A 20,360-nucleotide genomic window follows, 5' to 3' on the forward strand; every position below is an offset into this window, starting at 1 on the left:
CGTTAAGGTGAAGTGGAGATTAACTTTTGGAGCTTCGTCCGGCATCAAAAGGGGTGGATACCGGGATGAAGAGATCGATAATCCCGATAACCAGCGCAGCGAGAATGGCACCGAGCAGGCTGACTTCAACATGATCTACAACATATTGACCAAGCCAAATCACCAGTGCGCTAACGATAAATCCGACAATACCGCGACCAAACGGGTTGACTCTTTTGCCGAAGATACCTTCAACGATCCAGCCGAGCAGGGCAATGACAAGAGCAAGCAACAGAGCGCTCCAGAAGCCACCAACGGCGAATCCGGGAACGATCCAGCTGACCACCATTAATACAATTGCAGCGATGACAAATCGCACGACATGTCCCAGGAAATTCATGGTGTTTACCTCCTTTTATTCGGATTGAACTGAGCAGGGCAACTCCAAGGGGGATGGAGAGGTTGCACAATCCTGACACCTGTAGTTTGTGGTGTTATGGTTGAAGTTATGTGTGGAAGGATTCGTTAAATAGCGTAAGAAAGTTTCTTTCGTTATAATACAGATATAGTTTGGAAGGAGTTGTACACTTGGACACGAAAATTTTACACACACTGGAATATCGCAAAATTTTAAATACATTGCTTAGCTTTGCCCAGACGACCATGGGAAAAAAGAAAGCGGAGCAACTTGAACCAAGCAGTGAACTTGAAGAAGTGAAGCGGTTGCTGCAGCAAACCGATGAAGCCTTCACATTTGATCGCCTGAAAGGCTCACCGTCGTTTGGGGGAATTGTAGATATTACGGCTTCCATCAAACGTGCTGAAATTGGAGGCACACTTAACCCTCACGAACTTTTGGGAATATCCAATACAACCTTTGCAGCGCGGCGATTGAAACGTCAGATTGGTACTTTGCATGAAGATGAGCCCATCGAATCATTGTTCTATATCAGTGATCAACTGTCAGAGCAAAAAACGCTTGAGGATGCCATCAAAATCTGTATTGACGACAATGCAGAGGTTGCCGACAGTGCAAGCGTAACGTTGGCGCAGATTCGTCGTGAGCTGCGAGGCGGAGAAGCGCGGATTCGCGAAAAACTGGATTCCATGATTCGATCCTCTACCGTATCCAAGATGCTTCAGGATCAGCTCATCACCATCAGAGGAGACCGTTTTGTTATCCCGGTGAAAGCTGAATATCGTTCGTACTTTGGCGGGATTGTGCACGATCAATCCGGTTCGGGTGCGACATTGTTCATTGAGCCGGAATCGATTGTTGCAATGAACAACAAATTACGTGAAACCCGGATTCGGGAAGAACGCGAAATAGAAATTATTTTGCAGAAATTGACGGCACTTGTCAGTGAGCAGGGAGAGTGGCTGTTGTATGATGTCGACTTGCTGGGATCACTTGATTTTATCTTTGCCAAAGCACGTCTGGCTCGTGAACTGAAAGCAACATTGCCTCGCATGAATGACCGCGGGTTCCTGAAGCTCAAGAAAGGCCGTCATCCACTGATTCCGATTGAAAACGTAGTTCCAATTGACATAGAGTTGGGCAATGATTATACATCCATTATCGTGACAGGTCCCAATACGGGTGGTAAAACGGTAACGCTCAAAACAATTGGATTGCTGAGCCTGATGGCCATGTCCGGTTTATTTGTTCCGGCTGAGGATGGCAGTCAGTTATGTGTATTTGATGCGATCTATGCAGACATTGGGGACGAGCAGAGTATCGAGCAGAATCTGAGTACTTTCTCCAGTCATATGACCAACATCATTCGTATTCTGAAAAACATGACACCAAAAAGTTTGGTATTACTCGATGAACTTGGCGCAGGGACAGATCCGGCTGAAGGTTCCGCACTGGCGATCTCCATGCTGGAGCATATGCACCGGACGGGATGTCGCATGGTTGCAACCACTCACTACAGTGAACTGAAAGCATACGCATATGAGCGTAAAGGTGTCATTAATGCCAGCATGGAATTTGACATCAACACACTGAGTCCAACCTATCGCCTTCTGGTGGGTGTACCTGGACGAAGTAATGCATTTGCCATTGCAGAGCGACTGGGACTGCCGGGTTACATTCTCGACTACGCCCGTGGCGAAGTGAAGGAAGAGGATCAACGGATTGAACACATGATTGCTTCTCTTGAAGAGAACCGTCTTACGGCTGAACAAGAGCGTGAGAAGGCAGAGAGCTTGCGCCAGGATATGGAGAAATTACGCAGTCGTCATCAGACCGAACTGGAGAAGCTGGAACAGCAGCGTGATCGCCGGATTGAAAAAGCAGAAGAAGATGCACGCAGCATTGTGGACAAGGCTCGCGCGGAAGCTGAGAAGATTATAGCAGATCTTCGCCTGTTGGCTATGGAAGAAGGTGCTTCTGTGAAGGAGCACAAACTCATTGCTGCCCGCAAACAGCTGGACGAGGCTGAACCGGAGAAACGCAGAAAAACGGTCAAAAAAACGGCAACAGCGCCGAAGACTCGTGCTATCGGTCCTGGTGATGAAGTGCTTGTCTACAGTTTGAATCAAAAAGGCCATGTTGTAGAGATGGCGGGCAGCAAAGACGCTATGGTACAACTGGGGATTATGAAAATGAAAGTGTCCCTGGATGACTTGGAACTGCAGCAATCGGCTCCCGCAGCCAAACCAAAGCAAAAACCGGTAACGGGTATGAAGCGCACACGTGATGACAATGTGAAAAGTGAATTGGATCTGCGTGGTACCAACCTGGAAGAAGCCCTGATGGAGACAGACCGGTTCATTGATGAAGCTTTCCTTGCCAACCTGGGCCAAGTTTATATTATTCATGGTAAAGGTACAGGAATTTTACGTTCCGGTATTCAGGATTACCTGCGTAAGCATAAACATATAAAAAGCTACCGGCTGGGCAATTACGGAGAAGGCGGTAACGGTGTGACCGTCGCAGAATTGGAATAGCCGGTCCATGAATCAATGATATTCTGCGACCTTATTCATGAAGGTCGCAGATGGGGAGAGGGGAACGGTGCGTGATAGAAAGCATTGACCAATTGCTGTCTCATCCCTTGGGGATGGTACTCGGTTTTTTCTCGGTAGCGATTATGGAGCTGCTCGTATTTCTGGCTTGTTTCGAACTGGTGACTAAGTATAAATGCTGGACGGAGATCAAGAAGGGCAATGTGGCCGTTGCGATGGCTACAGGAGGTAAGATCTTCGGGATCTGCAACGTATTGCGGTTCTGCATACAAGCGAAATCTTCGGTGTATGAAGCCATGACGTGGTCATTTGTAGGGTTTATCCTTCTGCTCATTGCCTACTTTTTGTTCGAATTCCTGACACCCGTGTTCTCCATTGATAAGGAGATCGAATCGGATAACCGAGCTGTCGGATTGATATCCATGATTATTTCAGTCTCGCTGTCGTTTGTAATTGGCGCGAGCATTATCTAGGGGGACCGGTCATGAAGATATTGATACGAATTCTGTTTGCGGCATCGATCGTGTTTTTTGCCATCGGTGTCATCTATGTAATGAATACATGATTATATGAAAGAGAAAGGTTGATCAATATGGAAACAACAGTATGCCCTTGGTGTCAGACGGAGATTGTATGGGATGAGGAGCTCGGTCCTGAAGAAGAGTGTCCTTATTGCCACAATGAGTTAAAAGGATACCGTACACTCAACATTAACATCGATGATGAAGAGAACGATGAAGCTGAGGACGACATCTATGATGTAGACGATGTAACGAACGAGAAACAGACTACGGATCTTTCGGATCTGTGGGGGGATGAAGTTGAACTCAAATTGCCGGAGTTGCGAACGTTAACCAAATACGCGGATGAAGGTAATGATCTCATTCAGTATGAACAAGGTGTACAGAAGCAACTTGATCATCAGGAAGAAGTACCAGAGTGCCCGAATTGCCGCGAATTCATGATTCTCGCAGGTACACAAGCTGCAACGCAGGATAACTTCACACCAGTTGCTAACGCAGCTTCAGGCGAAGGGTCACTATTGGCATCACCGTTTAAAGTATTGACCTATGTATGCTCGGGATGTTTCCAAGTTCAATACAGTCTGTCTGAGGAAGATCGTCTGCGTCTGATCAAGAACCTGAGTACGCAGGAATAAACATTTCGGAGATTCTAACCAATTTCATAGCAATCCTGAAGATTCATCATGTTTTCCTCTTGCTTGGGGCACGTTAACCCTAAGACCTACCTGTACATAGTTCACTTCAGGTGGATGAAGGAGGAGCAGATGAAGATTACTTTAGGCCGACAATCCATTCTGCTTTTGGGCGTGAATGGATTGTTTGCGTTAGCCGGAGCGCTGTCGGGAACCTTTTTGAATGTGTTTCTGTGGAAAAGCCGTCCGGATTATGCCATGTTGGGGTGGTTCACTCTCAGCCAGCAATTGGCCATTGGACTGACATTCTGGCTTGCTGGCAAATGGGTCAAGGAACACAATAAAATGAGTGCACTACGACTAGGTACTGCGCTGTCCGGCATATTTTATATGATAGTCCTCTGGGCTGGGTCCAAAGCTGTAGACTGGATATGGCCTCTGGGTATGCTACTAGGTTGTTCCTTGGGGTTATTCTGGATTGCATTTAATGTTGTGTATTTTGAAATAACGGATCGGGAAAACAGGGATCTATTCAATGGCTGGGTCGGGTTACTTGGTTCGATGACAGGAATTATAGGTCCATGGTTCTCCGGTCTGATTATTACTCGCATGACAGACAACACAGGATATCGGCTCATCTTCACGGTATCACTCGTTATTTATGTCATAGCAGTAGTTTTTAGTTTTTTTCTGAAAAAAAGAAAGGTGAGCGGTACATACCGCTGGTCGGAACCTTGGATACAGTTATCCAAGCGGGATAGTCCCTGGAGGACCTTAGGTTTGGGTTTATTCGCTCAGGGTGCACGTGAAGGTGTCTTTGCCTTCCTGATTGCACTGCTTGTATATTTGGCTACCGCACAGGAGTACAAATTGGGGCAGTTCTCACTCATCACTTCTGCTGTGGCACTAGTAAGTTATTGGGCAGCCGGGAAATGGTTCAAACCACAGTATAGATCAAAAGGCATGTTCATTGGAGCCCTCATTCTGCTTGTTGTGCTTCTTCCTCTTCTCTGGAAAGTGACCTATGGGACGCTGTTAATCATGGGGATTGGGAGTGCTGTTGCGATGCCGTTATATGTATTACCGATGATATCAGCGGGATTCGACATGATGGGCACAAGTGGCGAAAATGTGGAGAAAAGGGTTGAACTTGTCGTTTTGAGAGAGTTATGCCTGATGCTTGGCAGACTATGTGGGTTGGCCATATTTATTGTGACGGTCTTAAATGCTCCGTCTCTACGCATGTTAACCTGGCTTATTATTGTCCTCGGTGCTTCTCCGCTAATTGGATGGATCTTTATGCGCAAGTTATTGAACCGAACGGAAGGGCAAGAGCCCACGGCTTAGCAGGCTTCCCAATATATAAACAGGGTACAGCGACGGGAAAAGAGAACTTTCCGTGTGCTGTACCCTATTTGTAGTTGTATTGATTCAGTTGTTGGTTATACAGGAGATGGTTTACTTGTACGTGTGAGAGAGAACAGATCCATATCAGGGTTTTGTTTGCCAGTAATAGCATCCACAATTAAGGAAGCAGCAATCATGCTGTATACGGTTCCGTTACCTCCATATCCTTCTACAAAATATGAATGCGGATAATCGGGATGTGTACCGATCAGGGGGAGGCCATCATTCGTATTACCAAACACAGCGCCCCAGGCATAATCGACTTCAAGATCATCTAAAGGGAAATAGGAACGGACCTCTTCCAGGAGTGTATCTCCCCGGTGTTTTGAACGTATTTCACGTTGATCCTCTCGAGGTGTTTCTTCATCCAAACCGCCTGCGATGATTCTTCCGTCCGGTGTTGTTCGCATATACAAATATGGGCGAGCTGTCTCCCAAATCATGCTGTGTTCAAACCATTCACTAAGATCAGACAACGGTTTGGTAGCAATCGCGTAGGTCGTTTTCAGATAGGCTCCGCGATCCTTTTTGATGTCCTGTGTCTCGTAACCGGCAGCAAATATGACTTTCTTGGCACGGATTTTACCGTTGGCAGTGTGGCAGACTACACCATCTTCATCGTATTCACAGTGTATCATCTCCGTCTGACCATAGATTCGAGCGCCACGCTTATTGGCGGATTCAAACAAGGCATGAACAAAACGATAGGGGTTCACTTCCGCATCTCCCATGGTGTACAGTGCAGCGGGTTTGCTGAAGGGGAAATGCTGGCTTATTTTGTCGGCATCCCACAGTTCAGCTTCAAAACCATAACGCTTCAAGGTCTGATATTCTTCCTCCAATAGGGCCACATCATCTTCACTGCTCGCAAAACAAAGACTTGTTCGTGGGATAAACCAAGGGTCTGTATCCAGGCTGTCTGCAATTTGAGCAAGTTGTTTCATGGCTTCACGACAAAGCTCATAAAAACGTACGCCTTTTGCTTCACCAAAAGTGTGGATACATGAGGTTAGTGTCTTGTCATTGGTGTATTGTAAAAGACCTGTATTGGCAGAACTGCTGCCGTTGGCAATGTCTCGCTTATCAATCACAACAGTGTTAACACCCTGTTCCGTGAGTAGTTTAGATGTCAATGCGCCCCCCATGCCCCCACCAATGATGAGGCAGTCACAAGAGATGTCTTCTTGCAGAGCAGAATAATTAAATGTTGAATTGAAAGTGGAGGGCCAGAAAGGTGTGCCATAGACCAGATCCATTAGAAACATCTCCTTTATAATTTAAATTTGTATACTTTTGTGTGACCGGGTTAACAATAATTGCGCATAAACTTTATGCCGAGGAGGCCATCGAAACATGCAGAATCATACTATGCAAGCGCTGAGTCCCAAGGAATTGAACTACATTGCGGATTCTATCACCAATGAAGAACTGCTGATTAAGCAGTGTGCAGCCACAGCTTCCATCACACATAATCCGCAAATTCAACAGGCGCTGAATCATTATGTTCGCTCACATGAGCAGCATCTGAATACTCTTGTCAATGCGTTACAGCAACATCAATCTCTTGCACCAGCGCAATCACAGTAAAGTTCAAAACATGACAAGTTATTTCAAAGTATAGGAGGAAAATACGTGTACACTCAATCTTTGTCATCTGGTGGAAATTTTATGCAGGAGCAGGATCTGCTGAAGTCGATTCTTGCAGATTTAAGACGAACCTCACGCGAATATACGACTGCGACAACGGAAGCTTCCTGCCCCATGACACGTCGAATGTTCACAGACCTGACGAACGATACCCTAAGATTACAAGGGGAACTGTTCAATCTGATGCAGCAAAACAACATGTATTCTGTCTCATCCAAGGCACTTCGTCAGGATGTGGACAAGCAAATTCAGTCCGCCCACCAGACCCAACAAAAGTGTCAGCAGTTCATTCAGGAAAAGAATACGCAGAACAGTTCATATAGCCAAGCTCCTAATGTGCCTCAGCATCAACCGAATTACGGTAACCCTTATTACATGTAACCTTTGCAAAAGAGGTTTGAAGCACCTAATGGTAAAGGACCATACCACCGCTTGCCTGAATTCAGGGCAGGCGGTCTTTTGTCTATGCATCAACGTCAAATTCATGTAATATAAGTATTAATTCATTTTCAGGAACCTGGATGATGCTGGAGGGAAAACCATGAAAGATTTGAACGATCTGCAATTAAAAGTTCTGGATCTGCTGAAGGAAGACGCGAGAAGGACTCCCGCACTGCTGTCGACGCTGCTGGGGGAGTCGGAAGACAAGATTAAGAACGCCGTGGCACAGCTAGAACAAGACCACGTCATCGTGAAATACGCAACCGTCGTGAACTGGAGTAAAATAGATGATGAGAAAGTAACGGCCCTGATTGAGGTGCAGATCACGCCGGAGCGTGGTCGTGGTTTTGAAGGGATTGCCGAACGCATTTATCTCTATCCGCAAGTGAAGTCCGTATATCTCATGTCTGGTGCATACGATCTGCTCGTTGAAGTGGAAGGTGGCAACCTGCGTGAAGTCGCTAATTTTGTGTCGGAGAAACTGTCTCCGATAGACTCTGTACTTTCAACCAAAACGAATTTTATTCTTAAAAAATATAAGCAGGACGGGATTATCTTTGAAGACCATCAGGAAGACAACCGTCTCATGATCTCGCCGTAAAGGAAGATGTGTCATGATAGTGAATGAACAGACAACCGGGAACAACAAGAAAATGACATCTTATCTGGCACCCCTCGTGCAGCAGATACCTCCATCCGGAATTCGTAAATTTTTTGATCTGGTTGGAGACAACAAGGATATTATCACTTTGGGTGTGGGTGAACCTGATTTTGTTACCCCTTGGCATATGCGTGAAGCTTGTGTATACTCGCTGGAAAGAGGTATGACCAGTTACACATCCAACGCAGGTATGCCGAAGTTGAGAGAAGCCATTAGTGAATATCTGGATGCTCAGTTTGATACCAAATACGATCCCAAGGATGAGATTATTGTTACCGTGGGTGGCAGTGAAGCGATTGACTTGGCTTTGCGCGCATTAATCGTACCTGGCGACGAGATTCTCATTCCTGAACCTTCGTACGTGGCGTATTCACCAATCGCTTCAATCGGTGGCGGTATACCAGTTGGTGTTGATACCTATGCGAAAGATCAGTTCAAGTTAACGGCCGAAGCACTTGAAGCTGGTATCACACCGAAGTCGAAAGTGGTTATTCTGTGTTATCCGAGTAATCCCACTGGAGCCATCATGACGTATGAAGAGTGGCTGCCTATTGCTGAAGTGATTAAAAAGCATGATCTGATTGTGATCGCGGATGAAATTTACGCTGAATTGACGTATACGCAAAAACATGTTAGCTTTGCAGCTATCCCTGACATGAAGGAGCGGACCATTCTCGTAAGCGGGTTTTCAAAGGCTTTTGCAATGACAGGTTGGCGGATTGGGTACATGTGTGGTCATCCTGAGCTTATTGCAGCCATGCTCAAAATCCATCAGTATACGGTAATGTGTGCGCCGGCCATGGGTCAGGTTGCTGCACTTGAGGCGTTGACGAATGGTTTGGGTGAGAAAGATCGGATGGTAGAATCGTATAATCAGCGTAGACGTTTAATTGTGCAGGGATTCAGGGATATTGGACTTGATTGTCATGAACCTCAGGGAGCATTCTATGCATTCCCGAGCATTCAAAAGACGGGTATGAGTTCCGACCTGTTTGCTGAGCGATTGTTAACGGAAAATAAAGTGGCTGCTGTTCCGGGTAATGTTTTTGGCCCTCAGGGTGAAGGCTTCTTGCGTTGTTCTTATGCTACTTCTGTAACCCAATTAAATGAAGCTTTGGAACGAATCGGAAACTTTGTTTACAAATTGCAAAAAGAGGGTTAATACTAAAGTAGAATCTTTTTACAAATGTGACATTTTTATTATTGAAAAAAATAACTTTCTTTTACAAAATAATGTGATATAATTTCAATTTGAAATAAGTTTTCATAAATTTGGAAACCATTTTTCCAAGGAGGGGTTAGCTTTGTTTTGTGTTGAATATGATTTACCGACGAATCGTGGGCACTATCTGGCAGAAGGCGATCATGGCGACCGATGGTCGGTGAAACCCGATAACGCATCTTTGCATGACATTTCCTTGGAAGATGAAATTCATATGCTTCGTCGCAAGATGGAACAGATCTTCCTCGAAGAGAAATCATTCACATCCGATATTGTAATTGAAATCAGCAGTTTGCTGGATTTAAAGATTAATGAATATATGAAGGCTAACCCGATTAAAGGAAAATAACGTTTATGCTGTAGTGAAACGTTTCATTAATCGAATTCGAAAGGGAGACCTGAGAGGGTCTTCTTTTTTTGTGTGTAAAGGCAGGGTGATCCCCCGATAAGGCAGGTTATTTTTTTGCGTGGAACAATTGTGATATATTGGACATAGGAGACTAAAGGGGGAACTGGAATGAAGAGATTTTGGGGGCTTACTGCAATCATTTCTATCGTTTTTCTGCTTGCTGGTTGTGGAGGTAAAGATGGTTTTTCCATTTTCATCATTGATAACCAAGGAAATCCATCTGTAATCTCAGAACAGTTACAGGCCAATCTGCAACAGAAACTGGGTGAGGAACCCAAGGTGGAAGTGATCACCAGTGCGATGTATGATGTTCAGAAAATTATGGTAGAGTATGCGGCTGGAGGACATGATATTTTCATTTTGCCTGAGTCCGACATGAAACAATACGGAAGTAATGGCTCCAATGTTCCGCTGGATGATACCTTTGATCCCAAGATGTTTGAACGGGGTGTATTTGAGGGTGGAGTATTGGTAGAGAAGGGTGAAGGAGATGAAGGTTCAGACATCAAGCAAGAATCACATCTTTACGGCATTCCACTTGAAGATATGAAAATGTTTAAAGATGTAGAATATGCTGCGAGCAATTTGTTCGCCACCATTCCAGTGTCATCTTCCAATGTCGAAGAATCCAAAAAAGTGCTGAAGGCGCTGACAGAGTAAAGAAAATTCAGAATGGCTATGGAAGGAGGGAAGCGGATTGCTGATTACGGTCACAGGCGGCATAGGTAGTGGTAAAACCCGGTTTGCCCTCAAGTACGCAGCCGGGATTAGCCGGGAGGGTGTATATTTATCCACCGGTGATCATGATCCCGTTATTCCCGAATTGCCATCCGCTCATTATCGTGCCATTCATGCCGGGAACGGTCAGCATCTGACAGAGGTGATCACCCAGATTAATCGGGAATCCAATCTGTTTTTGGCGGATCAGCGAATTGTAATTGTAGACAGTCTGACCTCCTGGATGGCTGCCGGTTTCAGGGCAACAGAGGATCTGGATCATCAGCGTTCAGAGACACAGCTTTTGCTTGATGCATTATTGTCTTATCAGGGGAAGTTGCTTGTGATTACCAATGAAATGCATGGTACATTGCATCCTACCGAGGAAGAACGAATATTTACAGCGAGAATGGCTTCGGTTAATCGGATGCTGCAGATACATGCTGAAAAGATGTACTTGCTGGTATCTGGTCTGGCTATCGATCTTAAGAGTCAGGGCATGCGAAATGAAGATGAACGATAGCGAGATGACATAAACGGGTGACATAAAGAAGCCTCCTTAACCACGAATTGGTGGCGAGGAGGCTTTATTTATTAAGCTATCCTTTTTATTTCTGCTTTTTGCTACGTCTGATCCACCAGATGATACATCCGATGACAATGATGGCCAGAATGACATACACTACAATGGAATAGACGTCCATAAAGTGCAAAATGCTCTCCCATGATGCGCCAAGCGCAGCACCAACGCAGACAAGAATGACATTCCAGATCAATGTACCAATGGTTGTAAAGAGAAGGAATAAACCAAATTTCATATTGGACATGCCTGCGGGAATGGAGATAAGACTACGAACGAGGGGAACCATTCGGCAGAATAATACGGTCCACATGCCATATTTGTCAAACCATGCGTCGACACGGTGAATATCCTCTTTTTTGATGCGCAGAACATGTCCCCAGCGTTCCACAATTTTCTCAAGGCGTTCGACGTCAATGAGTAGACCAATACCATACAGGATCACAGCACCAAGGACAGAACCAATAGTTGCAGCGATAATAACTCCTGGAATAGTGAGACTGGTATAGGTGGTCATGAATCCGCCAAACGGCAAGATGATTTCGGATGGAATCGGGGGAAATACGTTCTCAAGAGCAATAATGAGTGCAATGCCTATGTAGCCGTATTGTTCCATGAAATCGGTTATCCAGTTTTGCATAATCGTCTCCTTTACTTTTGGTTTCCTTTGATTTGTCGTATACTCGGCAGAGCACACCAATTCTTATATACGTGTAAAGCGATAGACGGGTTTCTGAAAAAATGGCATTCCCGTATTCATTATTATATTACCAATTGGAGGGATAACGATGGGCATATATACACGAACAGGTGACGAAGGACAGACTTCGGTCATCGGTGGACGCGTCATCAAGGATGATGACCGGGTTGAGGCTTATGGCACGATTGATGAGTTGAACTGTTTTGTAGGCCAGGCGATCAGCCTTATTGACTCGGCTCAAGGGGAATTTGAAGATCTGCGTGAACATCTGCTGGAAGTTCAGCAGGAACTGTTTGATTGCGGATCGGATCTGGCCTTTGTGAAGATTAGTGAGACCAAATATAAGGTGAGAGATGAAATGGTCACACGTCTGGAACAATGGATCGACCAGTATGATGCAGAGAATCCAAAAGTGGAACGATTCATTATTCCAGGTGGCAGTCAGCTGTCCTCTGCTCTTCATGTGTGCCGTACTGTATGTCGTCGCGCAGAGCGTCGCACGGTAACACTTGGACAACATACAGATATTAATCCGTCTGTACGACGGTATCTAAACCGACTGTCTGATTACTTCTTCGTGGTTGCACGGACAGCCAACGCGAGACAACAGGTGGCGGATATTGAATATGTGCGGAGCAAAAAAGTCTTCCGCCGCAAAGAATGAGCCAGTATTATTCGCCGATTGTCTACACGGTGACCGAACAAGAAGATGGCTGGCTGCTGAAGACCGTGCTTCAGCGCCGGCTGCTGGTGTCGCGTAAGCTTTTGTCCAAAATTAAGTTGACGGAGCAAGGTGTCATGCTTAATGGAGAGCGCGTGTACATTAGCGTCAAGGTAGCTGCGGGTGATGTCGTTGAAGTTCGGATGGAGCAAGAGGAATCGGATGATATTTTGCCTGAGCCTATTCCCTTTACCGTTCTGTATGAAGATGAGCACTTGCTTATTGTCAACAAGGATGCGGGCATCATCGTTCATCCGACACATGGACATTATACAGGTACTTTGGCAAATGGCGTTGTTCATTACTGGAAAACCAAGGGCGAGCGCTTTCGGTTTAGACCGATTCATCGCCTTGATCAGGAAACGTCAGGTGTTCTCGCCATAGCCAAGAACCCTTATGTCCATCAACATGTCTCTGAACAGATGATTGCAGGAACAGTGGACAAGAAATATATTGCACTTGTGCACGGCAGTCCTGTCCCGGAACAGGGGGCAGTAGATGGCCCGATCGATCGCGATCCTGAAGAGCCACACCGCCGAATCGTAACACCTGATGGCTACGCTGCAAGAACGTTGTACACGACCGTAACACGTTGGTCAGGGGGCAGCGCCAGTGCGATAAGCCTCAAGCTGGAAAGTGGCAGAACCCATCAGATCAGGGTACATATGACGTCCATCGGCTGCCCGTTGATAGGTGATCGAATGTACAAGACACTACCTGTGCATGAGATCGATGAGCAGACCATGGCTGTTCGAGAAGAACGGGACAGCTGGATCGAACGCCAGGCATTACATGCCTGTGAGCTGACGTTTGAACATCCCATTCTACAGGAACGCATAACGTTCCAAGCTCCTTTCCCAGCAGATATGGCCGCGCTAGAGAAGCGTTTGAATGATGAGGCAGCTCCCAGAGAAGAACTGTAGGAAGCTGCGACGGGGCTCTTAGTTTTGCACCTCGTAGCGCAGTTTCCTGCACGGCCTGTCCTGTTTGGAGTTCAACGCTGTTTGTCTTACCCTTGTGAGGGATGCTTAATGCACCCGAACAACATGCCGTAGGCTAATCTTTATGGTTCTATGGTTAATGTATTGATGTTTACCAATTTGATGTTAAATATTTCAAGAATTCAAATCTCAAAAGTTTTTAAGGATACAAAAGCTGTAAGATTTTGATCCGAAAAAATATAGCCGAATGTGAGTTTTTGATCTCATTCGCAAAAGTCAGTAAAATTACATGGCGATGGTATCGATTTGGAGCGACTTTTGGATTTGCGAAGCAAACCAAGGGAAGCGAGAAGTCGATACCGGAGCATTTGGAGGAACACATACCATGAGTAACTTAAAAGTATATCAATATGCCAAATGCGGCACATGCCGCAAAGCTGTAAAATGGCTTGAAGCTCAAGGACATGAGCTGGAGTTAATCCCTATTTTTGACTCACCGCCATCAGAATCTGAACTAACAGAACTCATCCAAAAGAGCGGGCTGGAAGTGAAAAAGTTCTTTAATACGAGTGGGGAAGTATACAAAGAACAACAATTGAAGGACAAGCTTCCAGGCATGTCCGATGATGAACAGATTCGTTTATTGGCTTCCAATGGTCGTCTGATCAAACGTCCGATCGTTACGGATGGAGAAAAGGTGACGGTTGGATTCAAGGAAGAAACGTACGAGCAGGAATGGAATAACGCATAAACGCGCTGAATATCAGCCTTGAATTGTTCAAAATTCAGGGCTTTTTTGGCTGAACGATGGTTGGCGGAACTATGCTATAATGATAGAATTAGTTTCGATATTTTATATGCTAGATTTAGATAGGAGAGAACAAATTCAAGTGAATCAACGTAATGAACCTACTTTGTTGCTGGTAGACGGTATGGCGGTGTTGTTCCGTGCTTTTTATGCGACATCTGCAAGCGGATATATCAGACGTACAAAGGCAGGAGTGCCTACCAACGCAGTCTACGGATTTATCCGTTATTTCTGGGATGCGGTTCAGACTTTTGGGCCAAGTCATGTCGTATGTTGTTGGGATATGGGCGGTAAGACGTTCCGCGGTGAAGAATATGCAGCCTACAAAGGCAACCGGGCCGAAGCTCCGGATGACCTGATTCCCCAATTTGCTCTGATTCGTGAAGTCATGGATAGCCTGGGTATTCCGAATATAGGTGCACAAGGATTCGAAGCCGACGATTGTATCGGGACGCTTGCGAAGTATTATACCGAAGAGACCGATATGAATGTTATGGTACTGACGGGTGACCACGACATGTTGCAACTGATTAATGACCGCACAAGTATCATTATTATGAAAAAAGGCCATGGCAACTACATGGTGTACAACCCTGAAACGCTCATGGCAGAGAAACAACTGACACCTCGTCAAGTGATTGATATGAAGGGTCTGATGGGAGATGCCAGCGACAATTATCCCGGAGTACGGGGAATTGGTGAGAAAACAGCGTTGAAGCTTGTACAGGAATACGGCTCCATTGAAGGGATTTTGAGCAACATGGATAAACTGACCCCTTCGGTGCGTAACAAGATTGAGAATGATCTGGACATGCTTCATCTGTCCCGCAAACTGGCAGAGATTCATTGTGCTGTTCCGGTTGCCTGTGCGCTGGATATCTGTGAATTGCGTCTTGATCCGGATATGGTGATGGACAAGTTTGAACAACTTGAGATGAAGAGCCTTGGCTCTTGGATGGGAGTGGCAATAGGGTGAGCAACATGAAGAACGTACGAACAGGCAAAAAGTGGTGGACAGGGGCTATGGCCCTTGTCCTGGCCTTGCCCGTAATTCTTTCGGGAGCAGTAAGTGCACCACAGACAGTGGATGCCAAAGCAGCAATTAGCACCAAAGTACAGAAAGTAAAAGCAGCAGGACGTAATTTTACCGTACAGACCGTTTCGATTCCAAAGGGAACACCGGTTACCGTGGGACTAGCGAAGAAGCAAGTTGGCCAGACGGCAACATTGCCATCGATTGTGAAAGCCTATGGTGCGCAAGCAGCCATTAACGGAGCATTTTTTGAAGCATACAACGGAGCACCAGATCCATACGGTATGTTAATAGCAAATGGTAAGGTCATACATATTGGAAGATACGGAACATCCATCGGATTTAAGGAAGACGGCTCGGCGATCATGGATTCACTTCAGGTGAGTTTGACAGGTAAAGTAACGGATACAAAAGGTAAATCACGCAGTTGGTATGCAACCTTTATTAATCGAACACCTTCAGCGAACGCAAGCATTACGATGCTGTATACGCCTGAACGAGGTGCCACAGTCGGATTCAAAGGTGGCACTGCGGTTGTCATGGAGAAAGGTATCGTGACCAAAAAAGTGCCCAATACCAATGTAGCGATCCCTAAGAATGGCTCGGTACTGGTCTTCACAGGTAATCAGAAGTCTTCTTCGGACCGTTTCACCGTTGGTTCGACCGTAGAAATGAATTATAAGTATACGAACGCAGCAGGCAAAGAGATCCCTTGGCAAGATGTAGTGACTGCTGTTGGGGCAGGACCCCGTCTGGTAAAAGACGGTAAGGTAGCTGTCAATCCGACGAGCGAAGGTTTCAAGGATGCCAAGATTCTTAATGCTTCCGGAGCCAGAAGTGGTATTGCGATCATGGCGGACGGTTCTGTTATGCTGGCTACCGTTTCCGGAGCAACAATCAAGGAGTGGGCAGCGGTGATGCAGAAGCTTGGCGCCAAACAGGCCATGAATCTGGATGGCGGTGCTTCCTCGGGTATGTATGCCGGGGGCAAAATGCTGACTTCTCCAGGTCGGCTCTTGAGTAATACACTCGTATTTGGCGGCTCTGTGCGTTAAAAGAAAGTGATTATAGGAGGTATGACGCAAATGACACTCACATCTGATCGAAAGCCAGGGGAGGGCAATACAGCTGTTCTGGCCATTAATGTAGGACTGCCGCGGCCGCTCCCTGGGCAGAAGCGTGAAGTGCTGAGCGGCATTGTGAAACATCCTGTATCCGACGCGGTTTTCCTGTCATTCACTGGAATGACAGGGGACGCGCAGGCGGATCTGGTGCATCATGGCGGCCCTGACAAAGCCGTTTGTGTATACGATTACAGTCGTTATCCGGTGCTCGAACAACTGATGGATCGCAAGCTGGATTGGGGAGCTTGTGGAGAAAATCTGACGGTTGAAGGCTGTGCCGAAGAAGACGTACGGATTGGTGATGTGTACGAGTTGGGCGAAGCCACAGTGCAGGTCAGTCAGCCCAGACAACCTTGCTTCAAGCTGGGTGCGAGGTATGACTATAAGGAGCTACCTGTTTATTTTCAGGAGAGTGGATATACCGGCTTTTACTTTCGTGTACTGCAAGAAGGTGAGGTAAGGCCTTCATCGATATTTCGACGGATCAGCACCGATCCAGCCTCAATGACGGTTCTTGAAGCCAATCGAATCATGCATCAGGGGAAAGAAAATGTCGAAGGTATTCAGACGTTGCTGGCCATTCCTGCGCTGTCAGACAGCTGGAGGCAAACGTTAATGAAACGATTGTCCAAGCTGGAGAACAAGTAGCAGGGTAATTATCGTGTCATCAAGTAAAGCAATTCGAATTCCTTTTTAAACTAACTTGGGAGTGTGACTAACATGACGATCTTAGGCGCAATTGAAGCAGGCGGAACCAAATTTGTATGTGGTATTGGCACAGAAAACGGAGAAGTTCTGGAACGCGTAAGTTTTCCAACAACAACACCGGAAGAGACCATGGCTCAAGTGATTTCATTTTTTGAAGGCAAAGGCATTGAAGCTCTGGGTGTAGGTTCATTCGGTCCGATTGATCCGATTGAAGGAAGCCCAACATATGGCTATATCACAACAACACCTAAACCACATTGGGGACAGTATAACGTGATTGGCAAGCTCAAGGAGCATTTTGATGTGCCGATGACATTTGATACGGATGTGAATGGTGCGGCACTTGGAGAAGCAACCTGGGGCGCTGCACAAGGTCTTGAGAGCTGTCTGTATATCACTGTGGGTACAGGTATTGGTGCAGGTGCTGTGGTTGGCGGTAAAATGGTCCATGGATTGTCACATCCAGAGATGGGACATATCATTGTACGCAGACATCCGGAGGATACATACGAGGGTTTCTGTCCGTATCATGGTGACTGCCTCGAAGGCCTTGCAGCTGGCCCAGCTATTAACAAACGTTGGGAGCAACCGGCTTATGAACTGCCTGCAGATCATAAAGCTTGGGAGATCGAAGCACATTACCTGGCACACGCCCTGATGAACTATGTTCTGATTCTCTCTCCGCAGAAAATTGTCATGGGTGGCGGAGTAATGAAGCAGGAGCACCTGTTCCCGATGGTTCGTAGCAAACTGCAGGAGTTGCTGGCTGGATACGTTCAGCATCCGGCACTTCAATCCGACATTGACCAGTATGTTGTTTCACCAGGACTTGGTGACAATGCGGGTCTGTGTGGTTCACTGGCGCTTGCCAAGTTGGCATTGAATAAGTAGGTCATTAGGGATTGACGAATTTTACCATTGTGGTATGATATGGGCAACAGCATAGTACGGTTAATGAGGAAGCACCTCTCTTGCATGGATTTTGCAGGAGGGGTGTTTTTTTTTGTGCTGCCTATAGGTAGCATCTTTAACTCGTATAAGCTGAATATTCAAAGGGAGGGAACGAAAATGGAAGTCATTTTCATGAACAGATTGTCCAGAATGTCAGATCAGAATGCAGAGTATGCACAGTTATGGATTGGGGAAGAGGAAGATAGTTGGCAGCTGGGATGGAGTCGCTACGAGGAAGGAGAGCGTGAGGACAGCATCTGGTATGAAGGGACTTCTTGGGAGGAGCTGCTTCATATTTACCGTCATCAGCTTGCCATACAGATGAGTGAGGGGTACCGACCGCAGTTGCAGGGGTTATTTCATGAGAATGATGATCTGAAGTCACGCAGTTATGGTGGACAGCGGCTCCATTGTTACAGTGAGTTATACGGCAATGAGCAATTATATACGGATCTGTGCACATGGCGCAGGAAGAGAGCTGTGTCTGACCGGAAGGCGCCGTATTTTATTGCAACGAATCGTCTGTTGCGTTTGATCAGTGCCTTTGTTCCGCAATCGCTGGATGAACTGATGCAACTTCCGGGCGTAGGAGAGAGCAAAGCAACTGAGTATGGTACGGAATGGATGGAGATTACAACCGGACTGGAGCGTTCAACGACATTCCCGCTGGACTGGGTATACACGGCGCTGAAGGAAGAAGAGTATGAGAGTTGGTTATACAAGCAGAGAGAGCAGAAGTATAAGCAGGAACTTGATAAGTTCACCACGCGTAAGCAGGTGCTTGAAGGCATGAAGGAAGGGTATACGTTAGAGGAGATTGTTAATCGATCCGGATTATCCCGACGCGAGTTGGTTGAGCTGTTAGAGGCACTGGATCATGAAGGTTATGACACCGATTGTCTTCTTGATGTGGAGCTGGCAGTGATGCCAGAGAACGAACAAGAGGCCGTATGGAGTGCGTATGAGGAGCTGGGAGATACGTTCCTGAAGCCAGTATTACATAAGGTGTATGGAGGAGAGAAACCCGATGGAGGAAGTCTGGAGCAGGTCTATGAAAGGCTGCGCATGATTCGAATCCGCTTCCGTCGGCACGCAGAGACAGAGAAGAATGTTGGTTAATAATCAGAAATGAAAAAAGACGAGGCGTTTCTCCCGGAGGAGCGCTTCGTCTTCGTTATTTCATACGAGTTCATACCCAGTCTTTCTTGCGGAAAATGAAGAACATGCTCAGGCCCAGGGTAACCATTAGGCCAATCACAACAAAATAGCTGTATTTCCAGTTAAGCTCTGGCATATTCGTAAAGTTCATGCCGTATATACCGGTAATGACCGTCAGCGGCATGAAGACCGTGGTAATGGCGGTAAATACACGCATGATTTCATTCGCCCGGTTCGCAATACTGGATTGGTAGGCTTCTCGCAAGTTGCCCATCAGGTCGCGATAAGTCTCAAAGGTTTCAGATATTTTTACAGCATTCTCATAGATGTCACTGAAATACTTTTGCAGTTGATCATCGATGAGACGCAGATCTTTTTTGTTCAAGGTGTTAATGACCTCTTTCTGAGGTCCAAGGACTTTTTTCAGCCACAGAATCTCACTGCGCAGCCCGATGATCTCATTCAGATGTGACTTTTTGGTATGCATCAGAATGTCTTCCTCAAGCTTCTCGATCCGTGCTTCAATTCGGTCACCTACGGTGAAATAATTATCAACAATCAAGTCAACCAGCAAATAAAGCAGACGATCCGGTGTACTGATTTCCTGTTCCCACAGGATGGGTTTCAGTGTGCGCAATTCGCTTACCTTGTGCTTGGTAACACTAATAATGAAATGTCTGCCGAGGAATAAGTTGACCGCACGTAGAAATATCTCTTCATCATCAAAACGGATGCTATTAATCACAATAAAATAATGGTTCTCATAAATTTCAATCTTCGGACGTTGTTCTTCGTCACTAAGACAGTCTTCCACAGCCAGATCATGCATCAAGAACAGCGGCTGAAGTACCGCCAAATCGTCTACGTCTGCATCAATCCAGTAAAATCCTTCCGCTGGTGGAGTCAGCGCCTGCTGAATATCGTCCACCGGAATAAATACACCGTTGTTTACCAACCGGATTTTCATCGTTAATCTACTCCTTCTGCACCCGCCAACTTGGCGGATATTATCATTATGGGCGCA

At 46.1% G+C, this 20,360-nt stretch carries 23 protein-coding genes; 19 read left to right on the forward strand and 4 right to left on the reverse strand.

The genetic code is table 11. From position 1 onward, the window contains the following. Positions 1–19 precede the first annotated feature (19 nt). On the reverse strand, positions 20–379 hold the full coding sequence (locus MHB85_RS08840) for a phage holin family protein (RefSeq protein ID WP_036610114.1): 360 nt from the start codon (positions 377–379) through the stop codon (positions 20–22). 188 nt (positions 380–567) lie between these two features. On the opposite strand from MHB85_RS08840, the gene MHB85_RS08845 reads away from it, so the two are divergent. From MHB85_RS08845 to MHB85_RS08860, 4 genes are all read left to right on the forward strand, one after another. Then, a complete protein-coding gene (locus MHB85_RS08845) occupies positions 568–2,934 on the forward strand; it encodes an endonuclease MutS2 (protein WP_047842259.1) in 2,367 nt (788 codons plus the stop codon). Between the two features lie 50 nt (positions 2,935–2,984). Next, a complete protein-coding gene (locus MHB85_RS08850) occupies positions 2,985–3,425 on the forward strand; it encodes a DUF350 domain-containing protein (RefSeq protein WP_082219034.1) in 441 nt (146 codons plus the stop codon). A 119-nt stretch (positions 3,426–3,544) separates the two neighbouring features. Then, positions 3,545–4,111 carry a hypothetical protein gene (locus tag MHB85_RS08855; RefSeq protein ID WP_036669791.1) on the forward strand — a complete coding sequence of 189 codons (567 nt, stop codon included), beginning with the start codon at positions 3,545–3,547 and terminating at the stop codon, positions 4,109–4,111. 129 nt (positions 4,112–4,240) lie between these two features. Continuing rightward, positions 4,241–5,455, forward strand: coding sequence for an MFS transporter (locus MHB85_RS08860; protein ID WP_076252435.1), 1,215 nt, complete (start codon positions 4,241–4,243; stop codon positions 5,453–5,455). Between the two features lie 95 nt (positions 5,456–5,550). Here MHB85_RS08860 and MHB85_RS08865 read toward each other — a convergent pair whose 3' ends face one another. Next, positions 5,551–6,771 (reverse strand): NAD(P)/FAD-dependent oxidoreductase, encoded by a 1,221-nt coding sequence (locus tag MHB85_RS08865; protein WP_341072787.1) that lies wholly within the window; start codon positions 6,769–6,771, stop codon positions 5,551–5,553. A 97-nt stretch (positions 6,772–6,868) separates the two neighbouring features. Here MHB85_RS08865 and MHB85_RS08870 point away from each other — a divergent pair, with 97 nt between their 5' ends. The 7 genes from MHB85_RS08870 to MHB85_RS08900 all read left to right on the forward strand — a co-directional run bounded on the left by MHB85_RS08870 (position 6,869) and on the right by MHB85_RS08900 (position 11,135). Next, on the forward strand, positions 6,869–7,102 hold the full coding sequence (locus tag MHB85_RS08870; protein ID WP_341072788.1) for a hypothetical protein: 234 nt from the start codon (positions 6,869–6,871) through the stop codon (positions 7,100–7,102). A gap of 45 nt (positions 7,103–7,147) precedes the next feature. Next, a complete protein-coding gene (locus tag MHB85_RS08875; protein ID WP_047842263.1) occupies positions 7,148–7,543 on the forward strand; it encodes a spore coat protein in 396 nt (131 codons plus the stop codon). Between the two features lie 160 nt (positions 7,544–7,703). Then, a complete protein-coding gene (locus MHB85_RS08880) occupies positions 7,704–8,204 on the forward strand; it encodes an Lrp/AsnC family transcriptional regulator (protein WP_024628343.1) in 501 nt (166 codons plus the stop codon). A gap of 13 nt (positions 8,205–8,217) precedes the next feature. After that, positions 8,218–9,426 carry an aminotransferase class I/II-fold pyridoxal phosphate-dependent enzyme gene (locus tag MHB85_RS08885; RefSeq protein ID WP_341072790.1) on the forward strand — a complete coding sequence of 403 codons (1,209 nt, stop codon included), beginning with the start codon at positions 8,218–8,220 and terminating at the stop codon, positions 9,424–9,426. 187 nt (positions 9,427–9,613) lie between these two features. Then, positions 9,614–9,835, forward strand: coding sequence for an aspartyl-phosphate phosphatase Spo0E family protein (locus MHB85_RS08890; RefSeq protein WP_176872852.1), 222 nt, complete (start codon positions 9,614–9,616; stop codon positions 9,833–9,835). A gap of 168 nt (positions 9,836–10,003) precedes the next feature. Then, positions 10,004–10,555, forward strand: coding sequence for a hypothetical protein (locus MHB85_RS08895; protein WP_307414228.1), 552 nt, complete (start codon positions 10,004–10,006; stop codon positions 10,553–10,555). Between the two features lie 37 nt (positions 10,556–10,592). Then, entirely contained in the window at positions 10,593–11,135 is a 543-nt protein-coding gene (locus MHB85_RS08900) for a bifunctional adenosylcobinamide kinase/adenosylcobinamide-phosphate guanylyltransferase (protein WP_017689625.1), read from the forward strand. An 85-nt stretch (positions 11,136–11,220) separates the two neighbouring features. Here MHB85_RS08900 and MHB85_RS08905 read toward each other — a convergent pair whose 3' ends face one another. Further along, on the reverse strand, positions 11,221–11,832 hold the full coding sequence (locus MHB85_RS08905; RefSeq protein WP_074094303.1) for a DedA family protein: 612 nt from the start codon (positions 11,830–11,832) through the stop codon (positions 11,221–11,223). 148 nt (positions 11,833–11,980) lie between these two features. Here MHB85_RS08905 and MHB85_RS08910 point away from each other — a divergent pair, with 148 nt between their 5' ends. The 8 genes from MHB85_RS08910 (at position 11,981) to MHB85_RS08945 (ending at position 19,297) form a co-directional block, all read left to right on the forward strand. Beyond that, the gene (locus MHB85_RS08910; protein ID WP_036610088.1) at positions 11,981–12,556 is read left to right on the forward strand and encodes a cob(I)yrinic acid a,c-diamide adenosyltransferase; all 576 of its coding nucleotides are present in this window, start codon (positions 11,981–11,983) and stop codon (positions 12,554–12,556) included. Continuing rightward, complete coding sequence (locus MHB85_RS08915) at positions 12,553–13,536, forward strand: RluA family pseudouridine synthase (RefSeq protein ID WP_341072791.1); 984 nt, start codon at positions 12,553–12,555, stop codon at positions 13,534–13,536. The genes MHB85_RS08910 and MHB85_RS08915 overlap by 4 nt, the downstream gene beginning before the upstream one ends. A gap of 403 nt (positions 13,537–13,939) precedes the next feature. Beyond that, on the forward strand, positions 13,940–14,305 hold the full coding sequence (locus MHB85_RS08920) for an arsenate reductase family protein (protein WP_091014717.1): 366 nt from the start codon (positions 13,940–13,942) through the stop codon (positions 14,303–14,305). Between the two features lie 139 nt (positions 14,306–14,444). Continuing rightward, entirely contained in the window at positions 14,445–15,338 is an 894-nt protein-coding gene (locus tag MHB85_RS08925) for a 5'-3' exonuclease (protein WP_253507003.1), read from the forward strand. A gap of 5 nt (positions 15,339–15,343) precedes the next feature. After that, positions 15,344–16,450 carry a phosphodiester glycosidase family protein gene (locus MHB85_RS08930; RefSeq protein WP_301291341.1) on the forward strand — a complete coding sequence of 369 codons (1,107 nt, stop codon included), beginning with the start codon at positions 15,344–15,346 and terminating at the stop codon, positions 16,448–16,450. A gap of 30 nt (positions 16,451–16,480) precedes the next feature. Next, complete coding sequence (locus MHB85_RS08935; protein ID WP_341072792.1) at positions 16,481–17,167, forward strand: MOSC domain-containing protein; 687 nt, start codon at positions 16,481–16,483, stop codon at positions 17,165–17,167. 72 nt (positions 17,168–17,239) lie between these two features. Beyond that, positions 17,240–18,118: an ROK family protein gene (locus tag MHB85_RS08940; RefSeq protein WP_047842269.1), complete on the forward strand. Its 879-nt coding sequence runs from the start codon at positions 17,240–17,242 to the stop codon at positions 18,116–18,118. A 177-nt stretch (positions 18,119–18,295) separates the two neighbouring features. Next, entirely contained in the window at positions 18,296–19,297 is a 1,002-nt protein-coding gene (locus MHB85_RS08945; RefSeq protein WP_076252426.1) for an HRDC domain-containing protein, read from the forward strand. A 70-nt stretch (positions 19,298–19,367) separates the two neighbouring features. On the opposite strand, the gene corA is transcribed toward MHB85_RS08945, so the two are convergent. Then, a complete protein-coding gene (corA, locus tag MHB85_RS08950; protein ID WP_047842270.1) occupies positions 19,368–20,303 on the reverse strand; it encodes a magnesium/cobalt transporter CorA in 936 nt (311 codons plus the stop codon). Between the last annotated feature and the right edge of the window lie 57 nt (positions 20,304–20,360).

Origin of the sequence: Paenibacillus sp. FSL K6-4396, from assembly GCF_038002525.1 — a bacterium.
Lineage (GTDB): Bacteria > Bacillota > Bacilli > Paenibacillales > Paenibacillaceae > Paenibacillus > Paenibacillus amylolyticus_B.